The 19,764-nt window shown below is 62.6% G+C and carries 17 protein-coding genes; 10 read left to right on the top strand and 7 right to left on the bottom strand.

The window, feature by feature from the left end:
• Positions 1–187 precede the first annotated feature (187 nt).
• Positions 188–2,371 carry a hypothetical protein gene (locus tag ACPFMA_RS06630; protein ID WP_064303734.1) on the top strand — a complete coding sequence of 728 codons (2,184 nt, stop codon included), beginning with the start codon at positions 188–190 and terminating at the stop codon, positions 2,369–2,371.
• 237 nt (positions 2,372–2,608) lie between these two features.
• Here the strand turns inward: ACPFMA_RS06630 and ACPFMA_RS06625 are convergent, their stop codons facing one another.
• Positions 2,609–2,914 carry a DUF2288 domain-containing protein gene (locus ACPFMA_RS06625; protein WP_009408363.1) on the bottom strand — a complete coding sequence of 102 codons (306 nt, stop codon included), beginning with the start codon at positions 2,912–2,914 and terminating at the stop codon, positions 2,609–2,611.
• Between the two features lie 364 nt (positions 2,915–3,278).
• Here ACPFMA_RS06625 and ACPFMA_RS06620 point away from each other — a divergent pair, with 364 nt between their 5' ends.
• The 7 genes from ACPFMA_RS06620 to ACPFMA_RS06590 all read left to right on the top strand — a co-directional run bounded on the left by ACPFMA_RS06620 (position 3,279) and on the right by ACPFMA_RS06590 (position 10,843).
• Positions 3,279–4,394 carry a branched-chain amino acid ABC transporter substrate-binding protein gene (locus ACPFMA_RS06620; protein ID WP_009408364.1) on the top strand — a complete coding sequence of 372 codons (1,116 nt, stop codon included), beginning with the start codon at positions 3,279–3,281 and terminating at the stop codon, positions 4,392–4,394.
• Between the two features lie 227 nt (positions 4,395–4,621).
• Complete coding sequence (gene livH / locus ACPFMA_RS06615) at positions 4,622–5,545, top strand: high-affinity branched-chain amino acid ABC transporter permease LivH (protein ID WP_009408365.1); 924 nt, start codon at positions 4,622–4,624, stop codon at positions 5,543–5,545.
• Entirely contained in the window at positions 5,542–6,798 is a 1,257-nt protein-coding gene (locus ACPFMA_RS06610) for a high-affinity branched-chain amino acid ABC transporter permease LivM (RefSeq protein WP_009408366.1), read from the top strand. The genes livH and ACPFMA_RS06610 overlap by 4 nt, the downstream gene beginning before the upstream one ends.
• Positions 6,795–7,562 carry a high-affinity branched-chain amino acid ABC transporter ATP-binding protein LivG gene (livG, locus tag ACPFMA_RS06605; RefSeq protein WP_009408368.1) on the top strand — a complete coding sequence of 256 codons (768 nt, stop codon included), beginning with the start codon at positions 6,795–6,797 and terminating at the stop codon, positions 7,560–7,562. Before ACPFMA_RS06610 ends, livG begins: the two co-directional genes overlap by 4 nt.
• Positions 7,563–8,264, top strand: coding sequence for an ABC transporter ATP-binding protein (locus ACPFMA_RS06600; RefSeq protein ID WP_009408370.1), 702 nt, complete (start codon positions 7,563–7,565; stop codon positions 8,262–8,264).
• A 179-nt stretch (positions 8,265–8,443) separates the two neighbouring features.
• A complete protein-coding gene (locus ACPFMA_RS06595; protein WP_420059020.1) occupies positions 8,444–9,121 on the top strand; it encodes a COG3650 family protein in 678 nt (225 codons plus the stop codon).
• A gap of 105 nt (positions 9,122–9,226) precedes the next feature.
• The gene (locus ACPFMA_RS06590; protein ID WP_009408374.1) at positions 9,227–10,843 is read left to right on the top strand and encodes an NAD(P)/FAD-dependent oxidoreductase; all 1,617 of its coding nucleotides are present in this window, start codon (positions 9,227–9,229) and stop codon (positions 10,841–10,843) included.
• A 104-nt stretch (positions 10,844–10,947) separates the two neighbouring features.
• On the opposite strand, the gene ACPFMA_RS06585 is transcribed toward ACPFMA_RS06590, so the two are convergent.
• On the bottom strand, positions 10,948–12,042 hold the full coding sequence (locus tag ACPFMA_RS06585; RefSeq protein ID WP_420059018.1) for a PLP-dependent cysteine synthase family protein: 1,095 nt from the start codon (positions 12,040–12,042) through the stop codon (positions 10,948–10,950).
• Positions 12,043–12,248: 206 nt separating this feature from the next.
• On the opposite strand from ACPFMA_RS06585, the gene nhaA reads away from it, so the two are divergent.
• A complete protein-coding gene (gene nhaA, locus ACPFMA_RS06580; protein WP_425929882.1) occupies positions 12,249–13,430 on the top strand; it encodes a Na+/H+ antiporter NhaA in 1,182 nt (393 codons plus the stop codon).
• A gap of 66 nt (positions 13,431–13,496) precedes the next feature.
• Here the strand turns inward: nhaA and ACPFMA_RS06575 are convergent, their stop codons facing one another.
• Positions 13,497–13,961 (bottom strand): glycine zipper 2TM domain-containing protein, encoded by a 465-nt coding sequence (locus tag ACPFMA_RS06575; protein WP_009398593.1) that lies wholly within the window; start codon positions 13,959–13,961, stop codon positions 13,497–13,499.
• 143 nt (positions 13,962–14,104) lie between these two features.
• Here ACPFMA_RS06575 and ACPFMA_RS06570 point away from each other — a divergent pair, with 143 nt between their 5' ends.
• Positions 14,105–14,338, top strand: a complete 234-nt coding sequence (locus tag ACPFMA_RS06570; protein ID WP_420059016.1) for a hypothetical protein — start codon at positions 14,105–14,107, stop codon at positions 14,336–14,338.
• Here the strand turns inward: ACPFMA_RS06570 and pdxH are convergent.
• The 4 genes from pdxH to ACPFMA_RS06550 form a co-directional block, all read right to left on the bottom strand.
• Positions 14,335–14,982, bottom strand: a complete 648-nt coding sequence (gene pdxH, locus ACPFMA_RS06565; RefSeq protein WP_064303729.1) for a pyridoxamine 5'-phosphate oxidase — start codon at positions 14,980–14,982, stop codon at positions 14,335–14,337. The genes ACPFMA_RS06570 and pdxH overlap by 4 nt on opposite strands.
• Positions 14,983–15,001: 19 nt before the next feature.
• The gene (locus tag ACPFMA_RS06560; protein WP_425929881.1) at positions 15,002–15,994 is read right to left on the bottom strand and encodes an OmpA family protein; all 993 of its coding nucleotides are present in this window, start codon (positions 15,992–15,994) and stop codon (positions 15,002–15,004) included.
• Positions 15,995–16,081: 87 nt separating this feature from the next.
• A complete protein-coding gene (locus ACPFMA_RS06555; RefSeq protein ID WP_420059014.1) occupies positions 16,082–17,227 on the bottom strand; it encodes a serine hydrolase domain-containing protein in 1,146 nt (381 codons plus the stop codon).
• 201 nt (positions 17,228–17,428) lie between these two features.
• The gene (locus ACPFMA_RS06550; RefSeq protein ID WP_425929880.1) at positions 17,429–19,672 is read right to left on the bottom strand and encodes a beta-galactosidase; all 2,244 of its coding nucleotides are present in this window, start codon (positions 19,670–19,672) and stop codon (positions 17,429–17,431) included.
• Positions 19,673–19,764: the final 92 nt, after the last annotated feature.

Here is a 19,764-nt window from a genome sequence, read left to right as displayed (position 1 = left end):
CAGACAGTTAAAGAAGTTGACGGATCGGACGATTCAGAAAAAGGCGCGACAGGAAAACCCCTAGCATTCATAGGGTAAAACCTGATCGCTTACGCCGGAGACGCACTGATACAGTCGCGAAACTTTCCAGGGATGGCTCAATGATATCGACTGCTGAAAAGCCTTCCCCCCAGGCACATGGCGCAAAATGACCTCCAAGAATACTCCTGCCAACGTGATTTCCGAGCTGCTTTCAGCCACTGCGCCCACCGCCAATGGCGCGCGCAGCTACTACAGCCAGCCAACCCTGAGCCCGCAGCAATACCTGTATTTCACCGAACCCGACACCCAGCGCATCCTCGATAACCTCGACGGCCTGCGCGACCTGGTGTTTCCGCCAAGCCTGCATGTCGAGGATGACGCCCAGCTGCGCCTCGACCAGCAGTTCCCCTCGGTATGCCTGATCGGCCTCGGTCGCTGCGGTTCGAACATTGCCCTGGATGTCGCCGAGCTGGTGTACAACGCACGGACGTTCTACCTCAACGAATTCAAGAGCGACGACCGGGTCGGCAACGATCCGTCCTACAACCCGGCGCGCTGGATCCGCAACAACCTGCGCCTGGTCCAGGCCAAGAGCGCCAAGCCGGTATTCCTGGTGGAACCGCTGGTCATGCTCGGCGACCTGGACAAGGACATCGCCGGGCGCATCCGTTTCTCGCGCAAGGGCGAGAAAAGCGGCTTCCTGCGCGACTACAGCAAGATGAAGATCATGGACCTGTCCGAGGTCCATGCCGGTGGTGCCGGTAACGCGCCGATCCTTGGCCAGTACCTGGCGAAGATCATCCTCAACAAGGAAACCCACCGGTTCTCCAGCGCCGACTGGAAACTGATCCACTCGTACCTGATCGATTCCTGCGGGATCAAGGCCAACCAGTCGCGGCTGTACTTCTATATCTTCAGCGCTGGCGGCGGTACCGGCTCGGGCATGGCCTCGGAATTCGGCCTGGCCCAGCAATTCTCGTACATGAACAAGACCTTCGACACCAAGCCGGCCGACGAACAGGACGGCGAGGCCGGGCATTCGTTCGTCTTCGAACCGATCTTCACCAGTGGCATCTGCGTACTGCCGAACATTTCCGATCACCGCAGTGAAATGTCAGAAGCGCTACACATCAACGCCGGCAGGCTTCTGTGCAAATACCTGTCAGAGGAATGGGACTTCTCCTACAACTTCGACAACGAAGACAGCAGCGAAGCCAGCGTGATGGGGCGGATTCGCCCGTGGAACGCGATGATGCTGATTTCCAACGACATCATGCGCTACGCCGAAGAAAGCGACGACGGCAACATCCAGAATATCGACGTCAACGCCATGGAGAAGCACGCCAACCAGTACATCTCCCAGCAGATCTTCAACATCCTCACGGCCCAGGCGGTCACCACCGACTACGACCAGAACTACTTCCGGCGCGCCGGCATCGATATCGGCGAGACCATCCGCCTGGATGCCAACGACCTGTTCATGAGCCTGGCCGGCCCGGTGGCGATCGCCTACGCCGAGTCGGTAGTCCCGGAAACCCCGGGCAACAGTTCGGAGAAAGGTTTCAAGGTGTTCGAGAAGGAACCGCCGCGCCTGGACATCGACGACCTGTTCTTCCGCTCCATCGACCTGCCGCACTTCAACAAGGACACCCAGGCCATCGAGGGCATCAGCCTGTTGCCGATCGAGTCCAGGCGCTACCGCGCGGCCCTGGAGCAGTACCGCAAGTCCGGCTGCGACGCCGCGGCACTGCACGACCTGCATTTCTTCAAGAATTGCTCGTCGGTGGTGTCCATCGTTTCGCTGCCCAAGGACTACAAGCTGTCCTACATGGACCTGAACCGGCTCAAGACCCACCTCAACAGCCTGTTCCCCAACACCACGCTGAAACGCTATGCGCTGGTGATCGGTGCCTCGGCCAACCTGTCGCTGACCACCCTGATCGCCAAGAGCCCATGCCTGTCGGACGACTTCCTGACCTTGATCGTGGCCTTCATCAAGCGCTGCTTCGCCAGGATGCCCTATCGCTTCGACGACACCCTGGACAACGCGATTCTTGAATTCATTACCCGGGAAGAATTCGAGGAAGAGCGCATCGACGAATTGCTCAGCGAATTCGAGAACCCGGCGAAGATCCTCGACACCAACTGGTACGCGATCAAACCGATGTACGAGAAGAAGTACCGCGAACTCATCAACGACAAGAACAAGTTCGTTTCCATCAACGATATTCGCTTGTCGCGGGAGTGCGTGAAAAAGGCCATCAAATACTTGCGCGAAATTTATCGCCACCGGATTGGCAAGACCAAGGTCATTTCGCTCAATAGTCATACTGGCAAAGTCGACTACTAAAAAAGCGCGACGCGGACTCTGTGGGAGCTGGCTTGCCAGCGATGGCTTTAGTGAATTCACCATAGCTATCGCTGGCAAGCCAGCTCCTACAGGGTCCGCGTCGTTTTCAGGGCTCGGGAACTGTTACCGCCCCCAAGTGGTTCATCAGGCACTGTTACCAACCGTCACCCCACTTGATCGACCTCGCGCACCAAAATGGACTCGTTGTGCGTTTTTACGCACCCGATTGGCGCCGCCTCAGGCCGACGGCCGAACCTGAATCACGATGAACGGCTGCACCACCACCGCCCAGATCTCTGGATCGCGGCTCTGCAGGTCGAGGGCCTGCTCGGAGCTGACCGGGCCGACAGTGCCAGCATCACGCCACTGTGCAAAGGTTTCGCTGCGGTTCTCGGCCATCGCCTGTGCGACTTCGATCAGGTCAAGGGAAGGGTCGACCCAAATCAGGTCACCCTTTGCCCAAAAACGCTCCAGGGCTTTCCACTCGATTACCGCCGTCTCGCCGAGCAGTTTGGCATAGAGGGTGCTTGGTTCATCAGTCATGGGTTTCACCAAAAAGTATTCAGGTCATTCGAAAGGCCGGTATTTTTGCAGAAAAACCCAGTTTCAAATAAGTAATTGGTCGACAGGTCCAGCAAAGCCAAACGTTTCCGGAACTTCCGGACAGCAAGAAGACGCTTTTTTGTATCTTTATGTCGATCAGGCGACACCCCTTGTTTTTGCCTCGGCGGGCCTGCTTTTCAAGCGATGAAGCGGCGCTCTACACTGTACCGGTACAGTTGCCAGGGCATTCACCGGGGATGAAACCGGAATGCGGGCTGCGATACGGCGTAGCCGTACCGGGTCCGTCGGGTCCTCTGCCATGGCGCAAGGACGATAAAAATTACAACAGAATGAGTGGAGCACTATGAGTAAAGTTTCCAAGCTGTTCGCCGCGATGGTCCTGGCCGGCGTTGCCAGCCATTCCTTCGCCGCCGATACCATCAAGATCGGCATCGCCGGCCCGAAGACCGGTCCGGTGACGCAATACGGTGACATGCAGTTCATCGGTGCCAAGCAAGCCATCAAGGACATCAACGCCGCTGGCGGTGTCGACGGCAAGATGCTCGAAGCCAAGGAATACGACGACGCCTGCGACCCGAAACAGGCCGTGGCAGTCGCCAACAAGGTGGTCAACGACGGCGTCAAGTTCGTCATCGGCCATCTCTGCTCCAGCTCCACCCAGCCAGCGTCCGACATCTACGAAGACGAAGGCGTGATCATGATCACCCCGGCTGCCACCAGCCCGGAAATCACCTCCCGCGGCTACAAGCTGATCTTCCGCACCATCGGCCTGGACAGCGCCCAGGGCCCGGCCGCCGGCAACTACATCGCCGATCACGTCAAGCCCAAGGTCGTCGCGGTACTGCACGACAAGCAGCAGTACGGTGAAGGCATCGCCACCGCGGTCAAATCGACCCTCGAGAAGAAAGGCACCAAGGTTGCCGTCTTCGAAGGCCTGAACGCCGGTGACAAGGACTTCTCCTCGATCATCCAGAAGCTCAAGCAGAACAACGTCGACTTCGTCTACTACGGCGGCTACCACCCGGAGCTCGGCCTGATCCTGCGCCAGGCCAAGGAAAAAGGCCTGAACGCCAAGTTCATGGGTCCGGAAGGCGTCGGCAACGACTCCATCTCGCAGATCGCCCAGGACGCGTCCGAAGGCCTGCTGGTGACCCTGCCGAAGTCCTTCGATGCCGATCCCGAGAACAAGAAGATCGTCGAAGCCATCAAGGCCGACGGCAAGGACCCTAGCGGTCCGTTCGTGTTCCCGGCCTACTCGGCTGTCGAGCTGATCGCCCAGGGCATCAAGAAAGCCGGTAGCGAAGATACCGACAAGGTGGCCGCAGCCATCCACGCCGGCACCTTCAAGACCCCGACCGGTGAACTGTCCTACGACGAAAAAGGCGACCTGAAGGACTTCAAGTTCGTGGTCTACGAATGGCATTTCGGCAAACCGAAAACCGAAGTTTCCCCTCAGTAACACCGTCTGATACTTGACCGAAAAGCCCACTGTGCGAGCAGTGGGCTTTGTTTTACGAGGTTCATGGGCCCGCTTCCCGCGATCCGGGATCGGGTTCACCTGAAAATCTTAAAACCGTCACCAGCGGTTCCCTGGCAACGCATCGGCCGAAGTGGCTCCAGACCACAAGGCCATGCCGGGCAAGCCCCGCCAGCGAAATGCATATTCAGGTTTTTAGGAGCGCTGTAATGCCTGAGATCTATCACTTTTTCCAACAGCTGGTTAATGGCCTGACCATTGGCAGCACCTATGCCTTGATAGCCATTGGCTACACAATGGTTTACGGCATCATTGGAATGATCAACTTCGCCCACGGCGAGGTGTACATGATTGGTTCCTACGTGGCCTTCATCGTCCTTGCCGGACTGGCCATGATGGGCATCCATTCGCTGCCGCTGCTGATGACCGCCGCGTTCATCGCGACGATCGTCGTTACCAGTGCCTACGGCTACAGTATCGAACGGGTCGCCTACCGGCCGTTGCGCAACAGCAACCGCCTGATCCCGCTGATTTCCGCCATTGGCATGTCGATTTTCCTGCAGAACACCGTACTGCTTTCCCAGGACTCCAAGGACAAATCCATTCCCAACCTGATCCCGGGGAGCATTTCCTTCGGCCCGGGCGGTGCGGAAGAAGTCCTGGTGTCCTACATGCAGATCCTGGTCTTCGTGGTCACCCTGATCGCCATGACCGGCCTTACCCTGTTCATCTCCCGCTCGCGTCTGGGCCGGGCCTGCCGGGCCTGCGCCGAAGACATCAAGATGGCCAACCTGCTGGGGATCAACACCAACAATATCATCGCCCTGACCTTCGTCATCGGTGCCGCCCTGGCAGCCGTGGCCGCAGTGCTGCTGAGCATGCAGTACGGCGTGATCAACCCCAACGCCGGCTTCCTGGTGGGCCTGAAGGCCTTCACCGCGGCAGTCCTCGGTGGCATCGGCAGCATTCCGGGCGCCATGCTCGGCGGCCTGGTGCTGGGTGTGGCCGAAGCCTTCGGCGCTGACATCTTCGGCGACCAGTACAAGGACGTCGTGGCGTTCGGCCTGCTGGTTCTCGTCCTGTTGTTCCGTCCGACCGGCATCCTCGGCCGTCCGGAGGTTGAGAAAGTATGAACAGAAACCTCAAATCGGCGTTCTTCAGCGCCCTGCTGGTCTGGGCCGTGGCCTTCCCGGTGCTCGGCCTGAAACTCAGCATCGTCGGCATCAACCTGGAAGTGCACGGCCAGGGTCCGTTCACCCTCGGCGTGATCGCCCTGTGTTCGGTGCTGATGTTCCTGCGCGTGCTGCTGGACAAGCAATGGAGCGCAATGATGCGCTCGCGTCGGGACGGCCCGCTGGTGCCACCTAAGGTCAGCAACTGGCTGACCCTGCCCAAGACCCAGCGCTACATCATCCTCGGCCTGATCGTGGTCGCCCTGGTCTGGCCGTTCTTCGGCTCGCGCGGCGCGGTCGACATCGCCACCCTGATCCTGATCTACGTACTGCTCGGCCTCGGCCTGAACATCGTGGTCGGCTTGGCGGGCCTGCTCGACCTCGGCTACGTCGGCTTCTACGCCGTGGGTGCGTACAGCTACGCGCTGCTCTCGCACTACTTCGGCCTGAGCTTCTGGATCTGCCTGCCGATCGCCGGCCTGATGGCGGCCACCTTCGGCTTCCTGCTGGGCTTCCCGGTGCTGCGCCTGCGCGGTGACTACCTGGCCATCGTGACCCTCGGTTTCGGTGAGATCATTCGGCTGTTCCTGCGCAACCTCACCGATATCACCGGCGGTCCGAACGGCATCAGCAACATCGAGAAGCCGACCTTCTTCGGCCTGACCTTCGAGCGCAAGGCTGCCGAGGGCATGCAGACCTTCCATGAGTTCTTCGGGCTGGAATACAACTCGATCAACAAGGTGATCTTCCTTTACCTGGTGGCCCTGCTCCTCGCCCTGCTGGCGCTGTTCGTCATCAACCGCTTGCTGCGCATGCCGATCGGGCGTGCCTGGGAAGCGCTGCGCGAAGACGAGATCGCTTGCCGCGCACTGGGCCTGAACCCGACCGTGATCAAGCTCTCGGCGTTCACCCTGGGTGCCTGCTTCGCCGGGTTCGCCGGCAGCTTCTTCGCCGCGCGCCAGGGCCTGGTGACACCGGAATCCTTCACCTTCATCGAATCGGCGATCATCCTCGCCATCGTCGTGCTCGGCGGTATGGGCTCGCAGTTGGGCGTGATCCTCGCGGCCATCGTGATGATCCTGCTGCCGGAGCTTATGCGTGACTTCAGCGAATACCGCATGCTGATGTTCGGCGCCCTGATGGTATTGATGATGATCTGGCGTCCGCAGGGCCTGCTGCCTATGCAACGTCCACATATGGAGCTGCGTCGATGAGCCGCGAAATTCTGAAAGTCAGCGGCCTGAGCATGCGCTTCGGCGGCTTGTTGGCGGTCAACGGCGTCGGCCTGACCGTCAAGGAAAAACAGGTGGTCGCCCTGATCGGCCCGAACGGCGCCGGCAAGACCACAGTGTTCAACTGCCTGACCGGTTTCTACAAGCCCAGCGGCGGCACCATCCTCCTCGATGGCCAGCCGATCCAGGGCCTGGCCGGTCACCAGATCGCCCGCAAGGGCGTAGTGCGGACCTTCCAGAACGTACGCCTGTTCAAGGAAATGACTGCGCTGGAGAACCTGCTGATCGCCCAGCACCGCCACCTCAACACCAACTTCTTCGCCGGTCTGTTCAAGACCCCGGCTTTCCGTCGCAGCGAGAAGGAAGCGATGGAGCGTGCGCAGTACTGGCTGGACAAGGTCAACCTGACCGAGTTCGCCAACCGTACCGCCGGAACCCTGGCCTACGGCCAGCAGCGCCGCCTGGAAATCGCCCGCTGCATGATGACCCAGCCACGGATCATCATGCTCGACGAGCCGGCCGCCGGCCTCAACCCCAAGGAAACCGAGGACCTCAAGGCGCTGATCGCGTACCTGCGCGAATCGCACAACGTCACCGTGCTGCTGATCGAGCATGACATGAAGCTGGTCATGAGCATTTCCGACCACATCGTCGTGATCAACCAGGGCACGCCCCTGGCCGATGGCACGCCGGAACAGATCCGCGACAACCCTGACGTGATCAAAGCCTACCTGGGGGAAGCGTAAATGCTGCAGTTCGAAAACGTTTCCACCTTCTACGGCAAGATCCAGGCGCTGCACTCGGTCAACGTGGAAATCAACCAGGGCGAGATCGTCACCCTGATCGGCGCCAACGGTGCCGGCAAGTCCACCCTGCTGATGACCCTGTGCGGTTCGCCGCAAGCCCATAGCGGCAGCATCCGCTACCTGGGCGAGGAACTGGTCGGCCAGCCGTCGTCGCACATCATGCGCAAGAGCATCGCCGTGGTTCCGGAAGGCCGCCGCGTGTTCTCGCGCCTGACCGTCGAGGAAAACCTGGCCATGGGCGGCTTCTTCACCGACAAGGGCGACTACCAGGAGCAACTGGACAAGGTCCTGCACCTGTTCCCGCGCCTGAAGGAACGCTACAGCCAGCGTGGCGGCACCATGTCCGGCGGCGAACAGCAGATGCTCGCCATCGGCCGGGCGCTGATGAGCAAGCCCAAGCTGCTGCTGCTCGACGAGCCATCGCTGGGCCTGGCGCCGATCATCATCCAACAGATCTTCGACATCATCGAACAGTTGCGCCGTGATGGCGTGACCGTGTTCCTGGTGGAGCAGAACGCCAACCAGGCGCTGAAGATCGCCGACCGCGCCTATGTGCTGGAGAACGGGCATGTGGTGATGCAAGGGACCGGGGAAGCGCTGTTGACCGATCCTAAAGTGCGCGACGCTTACCTGGGGGGTTGATCTCCCGGGCCTCATCGCCGGCAACGCCGGCTCCCACACGATCCCTGTGGGAGCTGGCTTGCCAGCGATAAGGCCCTCACCTGCAATACACATTTCCCTGACACAACTTCACTTGTAATCCCCCCTCACCCTGCATACCGTTGGAAACTTTTCAGGCAGAGATCCCGGAGTTTTCCTCGATGCGTATCGCCCCCTCGCTGTTCGTCGCCGCGCTGCTGCCGCTGTTCGCCGGTTGCCAGTTGCTCGCCGACCAGCCGGAAACCAGCGTCTCCACCGCCGGCATGACCCGCCTGCAAGGCGAGCTCAGTGCCGCCAATGGCCAGTTGCTGTTCAAACCCTGCACCGAAAGCCGCCGCTTCGTCGTCCAGGACGCCGGCAATACCGGCCTGCTCCAGGAAGCCGCGACCCTCGCCGCCACTCCGGGCGTACTTTTCGCCGACCTGCGCGGCACCCTTTCCTCCAGTAAAAGCGAAGGCGCCGACGGCCAGTTCAACGTGCACCAGTTGTACCGGCTCGATCACTCGGCCAGCGCCTGCAGCGACCCCAATTTCAAGCGCCTGACCCTGCGCGCCGCCGGCCACGAGCCATTCTGGAACCTCAATGTCAGCGGCCAGGGCATGGTCCTCAACCGTCCGGACCAGCCACCACTGGCCCTGCCCTATCTGGAAGAGCAGATGCCCGGCGGCGGTATCAGCGTCAGCAGCGAAGCCAACGGGCAAAAGGTCGAGCTGTGGCTCGCTCCGCAACGTTGCGTCGACAGCGCCACCGGCGGTGTCAGCCACCTGACCGCGCAATTGCGCCTGGACGGCCAGACCCTCCAGGGCTGCGGTTACTTCGGCGGGTCGCGCAACGACTGACCGCCGGCGCGCATTCAGACTGCCTGCCAGGCCGGCGAAAGCTTTATACTCTCGCGTTTGTGTAAAGCCGCCGGCCCTTCCATGGCCGGGATACTGGACCCTGTCATGCTACGAATCACCGAACTGAAGCTGCCGCTGGATCATCCCGACGAAGCCCTGCGCGAGGCCATCGTGCAACGCCTGGGCATCGACGACGCCGAGCTGCTCGACTTCACTATCTTCAAGCGCAGCTACGACGCGCGGAAGAAGAACACCGAACTGCTGTTCATCTACGCCATCGATCTGAGCCTGCGTGACGAAGCCGCGGTTCTCGCGCGGTTCGCCGACGACCACAACGTCGGCATCGCCCCTGACGTGAGCTACAAGCCGGTGGGCGTGGCGCCCGAGGGCGGCCTGGCCGAACGGCCCATCGTGGTCGGTTTCGGCCCTTGCGGCATCTTCGCCGGCCTGATCCTGGCCCAGGCCGGCCTGCGCCCGATCGTGCTGGAGCGCGGCAAGGAAGTCCGTCAGCGGACCAAGGACACCTGGGGCCTGTGGCGCAAGAGCGTGCTCAACCCCGAGTCCAACGTGCAGTTCGGCGAAGGCGGCGCCGGGACCTTCTCCGACGGCAAGCTGTACAGCCAGATCAAGGACCCGAAGCACTATGGCCGCAAGGTCCTGCACGAGTTCGTCAAGGCCGGCGCCCCCGAGGAAATCCTCTACGTCAGCAAGCCGCATATCGGTACCTTCCGCCTGACCGGCATGGTCGAGAACATCCGCGAGGAGATCATCGCACTCGGTGGCGAAGTGCGCTTCGAGCACAAGGTCACCGACCTGCTGATGGAAGACGGCCAGCTCCATGGCGTGGTCCTGCATACCGGCGAACAGCTGCATTCGCGCCATGTCGTCCTGGCCCTTGGCCACAGCGCCCGCGACACCTTCCGCATGCTGCACGGCCGTGGCGTGTTCATGGAAGCCAAGCCGTTCTCCATCGGTTTCCGCATCGAGCACCCGCAATCGCTGATCGACAAGGCGCGCCTGGGCAAGTACGCCGGCCACCCGAAACTCGGCGCCGCCGACTACAAGCTGGTGCACCACGCGAAAAACGGCCGTTCGGTCTACAGCTTCTGCATGTGCCCGGGCGGGACCGTGGTCGCCGCCACCAGCGAGCCGGGCCGTGTCGTGACCAACGGCATGAGCCAGTACTCGCGCAACGAGCGCAACGCCAACTCGGGCATCGTCGTCGGCATCACTCCGGAGCAGGATTATCCGGGTGGCCCGCTGGCCGGGATCGAGCTGCAGGAGCGCCTGGAAGAGCGCGCCTATGAACTGGGTGGCAGCAACTACCACGCGCCGGCTCAACTGGTGGGTGATTTCGTGGCAGGTCGTCCGTCCACGGCCCTGGGCAGCGTAGAGCCCTCGTACAAGCCGGGCATCAACCTCGGCGACCTGGCGCCGAGCCTGCCGGACTTCGCCATCGAAGCCCTGCGCGAGGCGATCCCGGCCTTCGACCGGCAGATCAAGGGCTACAACCTGGCGGACGCAATCCTGACCGGCATCGAGACCCGGACCTCGTCGCCGCTGCGGATCACCCGGGACGAGACCCTGCAGAGCCTGAACCTGAAGGGGTTGTTCCCGGCGGGTGAAGGGGCCGGGTATGCCGGGGGCATTCTGTCGGCGGGTGTCGATGGCATCCGGATTGCCGAAGCCGTGGCCCGCAGTATGCTCGGGCTGACCGAGTAAGGCTCTCGGGCCTCATCGCCGGCAACGCCGGCTCCCACAAGGTTCGCGGCGCACACCGAACCTGTGGGAGCCGGCGTTGAGGCCATCAGCAACAACACAAATGATCAGATCCCTTCGCGCAGTACCGACTCCGGCAACCCCTCTCCACGCTCCACACACCCCGCCACCGCCGCAATCAACGGTTCCAACACATACCCCTGCTGCCCCAGCCATTGCTCATCGTAATAAGTCGTCGCGTAGCGCTCCCCGCTATCGCACAGGATCGCCACGATCGATCCCGACTCGCCCGCCGATTGCATATGCAGCGCCGCCTGCAAAGCCCCGACCAGGTTGGTCCCGCTCGAACCGCCGACACGCCGTCCCAGACGCTGCGCCAGGTAGTGCATGGCCGCCAGCGACAGTGCATCCGGCACCTTGACCATCGCATCGATCACCGCCGGCAGGAACGAGGCCTCGACCCGCGGCCGACCAATGCCCTCGATGCGCGAACCGCAGTCCAGGCGCAGCGAACGATCGCCACTGCGATAGCAATCGAAGAACACCGAGCGCTCGGCGTCGGCGCATAGCACCCGCGTCGCGTGTCGGCGGTAGCGCACGTAGCGGCCCAGGGTCGCCGTGGTCCCGCCGGTACCCGGGCTGGAAATCAGCCAGGCCGGTTCGGCATGCCGCTCGAAGTGCATCTGGCTGAAGATCGACTCGGCGATATTGTTGTTGGCGCGCCAGTCGGTGGCACGCTCGGCGTAGGTGAACTGATCCATGAAGTGGCCGCCGCTTTCCCGGGCCAGACGCTCGGACTCGGCGTAGATCTGCGTCGGGTCCTGGACCAGGTGCGGCTGGCCACCATAGAACTCGATCTGCGCGATCTTTTCCCGCGATGTGGTGGCCGGCATGACCGCAATGAAAGGCAAGCCCAGCAGCCGGGCGAAATACGCTTCGGAAATGGCCGTCGAACCGCTGGACGCCTCGATCACCGGCGCTCCGGGGCGCAACCAGCCATTGCACAAGGCATAGAGAAACAACGAACGGGCCAACCGGTGCTTGAGGCTGCCGGTGGGGTGGCTGGACTCGTCCTTGAAGTACAGGTCGATATCCGGAAAGCCCGGCATGGACAGGGGAATCAGATGGGTATCGGCACTACGCTGGAAATCGGCATCGATGATGCGAATGGCTTCACGGACCCAGGTGCGGTGATGATTCATGGGGCGGTTCTCATGCGTCAGGGGCAAATGGCTGTAGAAACGACTACCGTCCATTTAGGCAACTTCCTACATCCTTGCCAGAAAAGCCCGATAGCCATGAAAACACTGAAACAGCTTATAACAAAAAAGAATATAATTTTTATTTTAATGAATATCACAACGGGTTAGGGTGTTCGACCTTTTTGTCATTCGATGGAGGAGCGACCTTGCCTCTACGTAGCACATTCACCCGGTTCTTCCAGCTCGAAGCCGCCAGCGGCCTGTTGCTGATCGCCGCTGCGGTGCTGGCCCTTATCGTCAACAACTCGCCGCTGTCCTGGCTCTACAACGGCCTGCTGGAGGTACCGGTGGCCGTGCAGGTGGGTGCCCTGAGCATCGCCAAGCCGCTGCTGCTATGGATCAACGACGGCCTGATGGCGCTGTTCTTCCTGCTCATCGGCCTAGAGGTCAAGCGCGAGCTGGTCGAGGGACATCTGTCCAAGCCGTCCCAGGTGGTCCTGCCCGGCGCGGCAGCCCTTGGCGGCATGCTGGTGCCGGCGCTGATCTACTGGTTCATGAACCGCGACAACCCCTCCGCGATCGCCGGCTGGGCCATCCCCACCGCCACCGACATCGCCTTCGCCCTCGGCGTGCTGGCGCTGCTCGGCAAGCGCGTGCCGGTGTCGCTGAAGCTGTTCCTGATGACCCTGGCGATCATCGACGACCTCGGCGCGATCATCATCATCGCCCTGTTCTATTCCGGTGCCCTGTCGACCCTCTCGCTGATGCTGGCAGCCGCCTGCATCGCCGCACTGATCGCGATGAACCGCCTCGGCGTGGTCAAGCTAGGTCCGTACCTGGTGATCGGCCTTGTCCTCTGGGTCTGCGTACTCAAGAGTGGCGTGCATGCAACCCTGGCGGGCGTCACCCTGGCGCTGTGCATCCCGTTGCGCACGCGCAATGCCGAAACCTCGCCCCTGCTCACCTTGGAACACGCCCTGCACCCATGGGTGGCTTTCGGCATCCTGCCCTTGTTCGCCTTCGCCAACGCCGGCGTGTCCCTCGCCGGGGTGACTCTTGAAAACTTCACCCACGCCGTGCCCATGGGCATTGCCGTGGGCCTGCTGGCGGGCAAGACCATCGGCGTGTTCGGCCTGACCTGGATCGCCATCAAGCTGGGCCTGGCCGCGCTGCCGGCCGGGGCCAACTGGGGGCAGGTCCTCGGCGTGGCGATCCTCTGTGGCATCGGCTTCACCATGAGCCTGTTCGTCGGCTCCCTGGCCTTCGTCCCCGGCGCCAGCGAGTACGTGGGCATGGACCGCATGGGTATCCTCACCGGTTCGATCCTTGCGGCCATCATCGGCTACACCATCACTGCCCTCTCCAGTCCGAAACAGCCAACCAGCTGACGATCGAGAGGCGTAAAAAAACCCCGAGCGGCTCAAGCCGACCGGGGTTTTCTTTTGCCGCAAGCCTTAGTGACTGACGCGGCTGGTGCCGTTTACGGTCATGATGCGCACGCGCTCGCCGACCCGGAAAATCTCGTTTTCCTGAACCTGCTGCACATAGGCACGCATGCTGCCGTCGTCTTCGCGCACGGTGATTTCCACGCCCTGGGTACGGGTCAGGCCTTCTTCGGCGGCAGAGCCGGCCAAACCACCGGCAACCGCACCGATCACAGCGGCGACGATACTGCCGCGGCCGCCACCGATGGCGCTACCGGCAACCCCGCCGACCACCGCACCTGCACCACCGCCGATTGGCGTCTTGGTGCCTTCGATCTTGACCGGGCGCAGGGATTCGATGGTGCCCATGCGCACGGTCTGCACGCGGCGCGCCTCGTCACGGGAATAGGAATCACCGGACAGGTTCGAGGCACAACCGCCCAGCAACAGCGACATCGTGGTGAACGATGCGACCAGCAGTACAGATTTACGCATAGGAATCACTCCTTAAGACAGGTGCCCATTAGACTGCGCGTGTTGACGACTGTCACGACGTGCGATGGATAAAATTGCTTTCATTCAGCTCCGGTACAGGGGCATTCGGTCTGAACCGTCAGAAACCTGCAGGAAGAATAGACATGGATTACTTCATCATCGCCATCACCACCCTGGCCGGCCTGTATTTCCACGGCTGGCTCTATGTGCGGATCAGACGATGGACCGATCGTGACCTGGCGCTGTCCTTCGCCGGCAAGGACGAAGACAAGCGCACATTCATGCTGCAAAGGTTGGATGCCGCAAGAGCGCAAAAGGTCAAGCGAAAGGAACTGGCGGCCTGGCTGGAACGCGAGGCCGCCAACTACGCCGGTTAAGGAGCCAGGCGCTCACGCAGCCAGTTGCCCTGCTCCAGGCGGTAATTCAGGCGGTCATGCAGACGGCTGGGGCGTCCCTGCCAGAACTCGATGCGCTCCGGCAGCAGCCGGTAACCACCCCAATGCTCCGGGCAGTGCGGCTGGGTATCGCTGAAGCGCTGCTCGGTAGCCTTGAGCAAGGCTTCAAGCTCGCCACGGTCGGCGATCACCCGGCTCTGCGGCGAGGCCCAGGCGCCCAGGCGACTGCCCAGCGGGCGTACCTGGAAATACGCGTCGGACTCCTGCGCCGACACCTTCACCACCCGTCCTTCGATACGCACCTGACGCTCCAGCGCCGGCCAGAAAAAGGTCATGGCGGCGAACGGGTTGGCCAGCAGATGCTGGCCCTTGGCGCTCTCGTAGTTGGTGAAGAAGGTGAAACCGTGCTCGTCCAGGCCCTTGAGCAGCAGAACACGGCAATGCGGCCGACCGTCGGCATCGACGGTGGCCAGGGTCATGGCGTTGGCTTCCACCGGCGCCTGCTCGGTTTTCACCGCGTCGGCGAACCACTGGTGGAACAGGGCGAACGGCTCGGCCGGTGCTTGCGCCTCGGCCAGGCCGTCACGGGTGTAGTCACGGCGCATATCAGCCAGTGTCTGGGTCATCTACAGCGTTCCTTGAGGATCAGTTGGTCTTCGCAGGGCTGTTGTTGACTGCCACCTTCTTGGCGGCAGGCTCGGCTTTTTTCGCAGCCGCTTTGGCTGGAGCCGCTTTTTTAGTGGCCGCGGCGGTTTTCTTCGCCGTGGTGGCCTTGGCCGGGGCTTTCGCGGCAGCCTTGGCCGCCGGTTTTGCAGCAGGCTTGGCGGCAGCGGCGGCCGGCTTGACGTCCTGCACCGCGACCAGCTCGGCCGGGCTTGGGGTCGGTTGCTTATATTTGGCCACCAGGGCGACCAGCGTCTCTTGCGGGGTCAGGATCATTTCCACGCGGCGGTTCAGGGAGCGGCCCTGGAGGCTGTCGTTGGCCGCACGCGGAGCGACCGAGCCCATCCCGCGCAGGGTCAGGCGGTCACGCTGCAGGCCACTGAGACGGAAGATCGCCGACACCGATGCGGCGCGCTCCAGGCTGAGTTTCTGGTTGGTGGCAGCAGCACCACTGCTGTCGGCATGGCCGAGGATCAGCACAGCGGTTTTCGGATCGGTTTCGATTACCTTGGCCACCTTGGTGATCGGGCCGAGGCTGATCGGCAGGAGCATGGCCGGACGGTCCGGGTTGTAGCCGCTGTCCACCGGCAAGGTCACCACCAGCACGTCTTCGCGGCGCTCCAGTTCCAGCTTGCTGTCCTTGATCGCCTCGCGCACCTTCGGCTCGTAATTATCCAGCCAGGCCTGGGTGGCCTTGACGTCGACCTTGGGCACCGCAGCAACCTTGTCCGCAGGCTTGTCATCATTGCCGCCGAACGGCCACCACCAGTTGCCGCCCTCGGACTTGGCTTCGGCCTTGGCCTCGGACCGGGCAACCTTCTCCTGCACCGCTTCCTTCACTTCCTGGTCAACCACCTTGTCCGAGCCGAACGGCCACCAGCCGTGGCCACTGTCCGCAGCGCCTTTCTGGGGGTTCTGGGCGCAGCCAGTGATGGCCAGGCACAGGGCGAGAGCTAAGGTTTTATGTGAAGACATCAGCGATACACCATGAAAATGAAGGAAAAATGGAAAAGAGCTGGTCACAGAATAGCCAACCGTGCCCGCGAGTACAGTGGCACCCGATCAAAGGCAGTCGGCGAGAACCCGCACCAGTTTCTGCGCGCGCGGATCCATGAGGATGTAGGGGCCCAGGGTATTGGTGACGAACCCGAAGGCAACGTCATGTTCCGGATCGGCGAAACCTACCGAACCGCCCGCCCCGGGGTGCCCGAAGGCGCGAGCGCCAAGGCCGAAGGTGGCGTTGGCCACGGTGGGCTGGTCGAGCATGCAACCGAGGCCGAAACGGGTCTGGGTCAGGAGGGTCCTGTCATCGCCAAGGCTGTGTTCGCGGGTCAATTCGTCGAGCAGCTCCGACTCCAGCAGGCTGCCGTCCAGAAGACCGGCGTAGAAACCGGCCAGGCTGCGGGCATTGCCGTGGCCATTGGCCGCCGGCTGTTGCATGCGCCGCCACTCGGGTTTGTTGGTGCTGGTGAGGATCGCCGGGGGATTGGTGAAAGCCCGGGTCGACAGGGCCTGGGGTTCGGTCATGGTGACCTTGAGCAGGCGCTGCGCCGCTGCATCGCCCAGGTTGCCCTTGCCCCGGGCAATATGGGCGACGCGGTGGAATTCGGCATCGTCCAGGCCGATGTGGAAATCCAGCCCCAGGGGCCTGGCAGTGCGGGCGACAATGGATTCGCCGGGGCCGCGGCCATCGGCACGGCGGATCAGTTCACCGACCAGCCAGCCATAGGTAATCGCCGCATAGCCGTGCGCGGTCCCCGGCTCCCACCAGGGGGCTTCGGCGGCCAGGGTGTCGACCATGGTCTGCCAATCATAGAGGGCTTCGGCGGGAAGCAGTTCGCGGATCGCCGGGAGGCCGGCGCGGTGGCTGAGCAGTTGGCGCAGGGTCACCGATTCCTTGCCGGCCTGGGCGAACTCGGGCCAGTAGCGGGCCACCGGGGCGTCCAGTTGCAGCTTGCCCTCGCCCACCAGTTGCAGGGCGGTCACCGCGGCAAAGGTCTTGGTGCAGGAAAACAGGTTAGCGATAGTGTCGCTGTGCCAGGCCTCACGGCCGTCCTTGTCGGCCGTGCCGGCCCAGAGGTCGACTACCGTCTCGCCACCGACCTGGATGCACAGGGCCGCACCACGTTCCTGGGGATCATCGAAAAGTGCCGCAAAGGCCTCGCGTACCGCCTCGAACCTGAGTTCGAAATGACCCTGGATCTGCACCCGTTGACTCCCCTGGAAAGCGTTTGAAAAGTGGCGTGCATTGTTTCAGCCCGCGAAGGATTTTGGAACAGACATGGGTCGGACAATGACCACTATTCATGTGGGACGGCGCGGACCCTGTGGGAGCGGGTTCACCCGCGATTGCGATAGTGGATTCACCATCGCAATCGCGGGTGAACCCGCTCCCACAAGGGTTGCGAGCTATCTGGCGGGCTCGGTCTCGGGCTTGTGCGCCACACCCACGATCTGCTTCCCGACCTGCAGATTGGCCTTGCGCACCTGTTCGATGAAGCCCTGGTACGGCACGTCGGTGATTGCCACCAGACCGAAGTGACCGTTTTCACCATCGAGCAGACGCCCGCTGGCCGGCTGGTCGAAGAACTGGAACCAGTGCACGCCGACGATCGCCGGCTCCTCCAGCGCCGCCTTGAGGAACGCGGCGTAAGCCGGCCCGCGGTCCTCCTCCCGTGCCACCTCCATCGGCCCCGGCCAGAACGGACCGCGATCGCGAGAGCCGAAGTGGAACTCGGAGACCAGCACCGGTTTGTCCAGCTCGCGCAAGCGGGCGAAGTCGTAGCCATCCTGGGGTTTGGGCGTATAGAAGTTGAAGCTCAGGACATCGCAGTACTGGGCGCAGGCCGCCACCGCTTCCGGTGTGGTCACGGCGAAACGACCGCCCAGCAGCAGATGGTTGGGCGCATGCCATTTCAGGGCATCGGAGATGGTCTTGAAGTAGGCATCGGCGAAGGAGCGCTGGAAGTGCTTGAAGTCTTCTTCGATCTGCGGGTGCTCGGCGCTTGGCAGCGGCGCCTCGAAGCCCGGATCTTCCATCAGTTCCCAGGCGGTCAGCTGGATACCCCAGGCCTTGGACAGGCCTTCCTGGTTACGGTACTTGTCGCGCAACTGCTTGAGGAAGGCGCGCTTGGCCGGTACGTCGGTGGTCAGGCGCAGGGTGCCGTAGGCCAGGCCATAGCGGGATTTCGGGTCATCTCCCGGGGCAGCCCAGGCCAGTTCGTTGTCGGCGAAGTAGCCGATCAGGAACGGGTCGTCACGATGATCACGGGCGGCGATGGCCACGGCACGCTCGGTAGCCATGGCGAAACGCGGGTCGAACGGGTCGGGCATGGCGCCCCACCAGTCCATGCCGGTGCTGATGCTGGCGTAATCGCCGACGATTGCCAGCGGCAGGGTGTAGGGCACCCGCTCGGCCTGTTCCAGGCTCGACTCGCTCCAGTTGCCAAGGGTATTGAAGCCCCAGGCCTGCAGGCGATCGAGGGTGTGGGTTTGCCAGCGGGCGGCATCGAGGACAGGCTGCGGGCAGGGTTTGGCGTCTGCCGTCGGTGTCGGACACGGCTTGCCGTAGGCCCTTTCCAGGTTGGCGGCATAGAAATCGAACCAACGGCCCTGGTTGAAGTTGCGGCCTTTCGACGAGGCATTGCCGTCGTTGTTGTTGCCTTCGCCGTAGAAGGCGGCCAGCGGCGAGTCGGCTTTCGGCAAGTCGCTGAACATGCTTTCGCGACCGGCGACATAGGTGCGCCCGGGCTCGTCATTCACCGCATTGACGCCCAGGGAGTAGAACGGATGCCCTTCCGGGGTCACCAGGTACCAGCGGCCATCGCGCTTGACCGTGCGGAAGAAGCCCTTGGCATCGAAGGTCTGGCCGCCGGTCCAGCCGCCGAAGCGGTCCAGCGGTTGCTTCTCGCGCTCGGCGAGCCAGGTCTTGAGTTGTTGCTGTTCTTTACCGGCCGCGGCCTTGAGCTGTTCATCGCTAGCGACCTTTTCCGGCCAGCGGCCCCGGCTGTATTGGCCGTAGCCGTCGATAAGCTGGCCATAGGCGGCCTGTTGCAGGCGCTCGTCATCCTGCACGTTGATCCGCTCGATGAGCACGCTCTGGGCGACGTTGGGCTGGTTCATCGACAGGCTGATGGCGCTGACCTGGCTCAGGTCCAGCTCGCCGCTGCTGCTGGCAACGATCAGGCGCTGGCCCTCGTACGTCCACGGCATCGGTGGACCGGCGCGCATGCCCTGGCTCAGGGGCGAAGCGGCCTGCAGCGGGATCACCACGGTCTGTGCCGGGCCGGCGGGCAGGTCGATGCGGCTGGTGAGGGTCTTGCCATCGGCGCTCTGCACAGTGACTTTCAGGGTCAGGGCCCAGTCCATGCCGCTTTGCAGGCGCAGGGTCAGGGTTTTCTGCGCGGACCAGTCCCACACGCCGGTCTGCGGGCTCATGCGCAGGCTGGGCCGCTGCACCGGGTTGAACACCACCCGCCGCAGCACCTCGCCCTCGGCCGTCTGTTCCGCGTTGTACTGCGGCAGGCTGGCATCCTCGGTCGCCACGTTGACCACCGAGGTCGGGCGCACGAAGTTGAACAGCGTCTGTTGCGCAGCCAGCAAGGGTTGGCTGAGCACTAGCAGGAAGGCGGCAGGAAGGGTACGGCGCAACATGGGGCTGGAGTTCTCCTTGAGGGGCCTTTTCAGGGGCCTTGGTTCCGGTGATAGACAGCGGCAAGCGCAAAAGATTGTTCAGGATGATCGCA

The organism is Pseudomonas sp. NyZ201 (assembly GCF_049860765.1).
In the GTDB taxonomy this organism is placed as follows: domain Bacteria; phylum Pseudomonadota; class Gammaproteobacteria; order Pseudomonadales; family Pseudomonadaceae; genus Aquipseudomonas; species Aquipseudomonas bharatica.
Note: the sequence above shows the minus strand (reverse complement) of the source record. Positions and strands in the feature narration are given on the sequence as shown.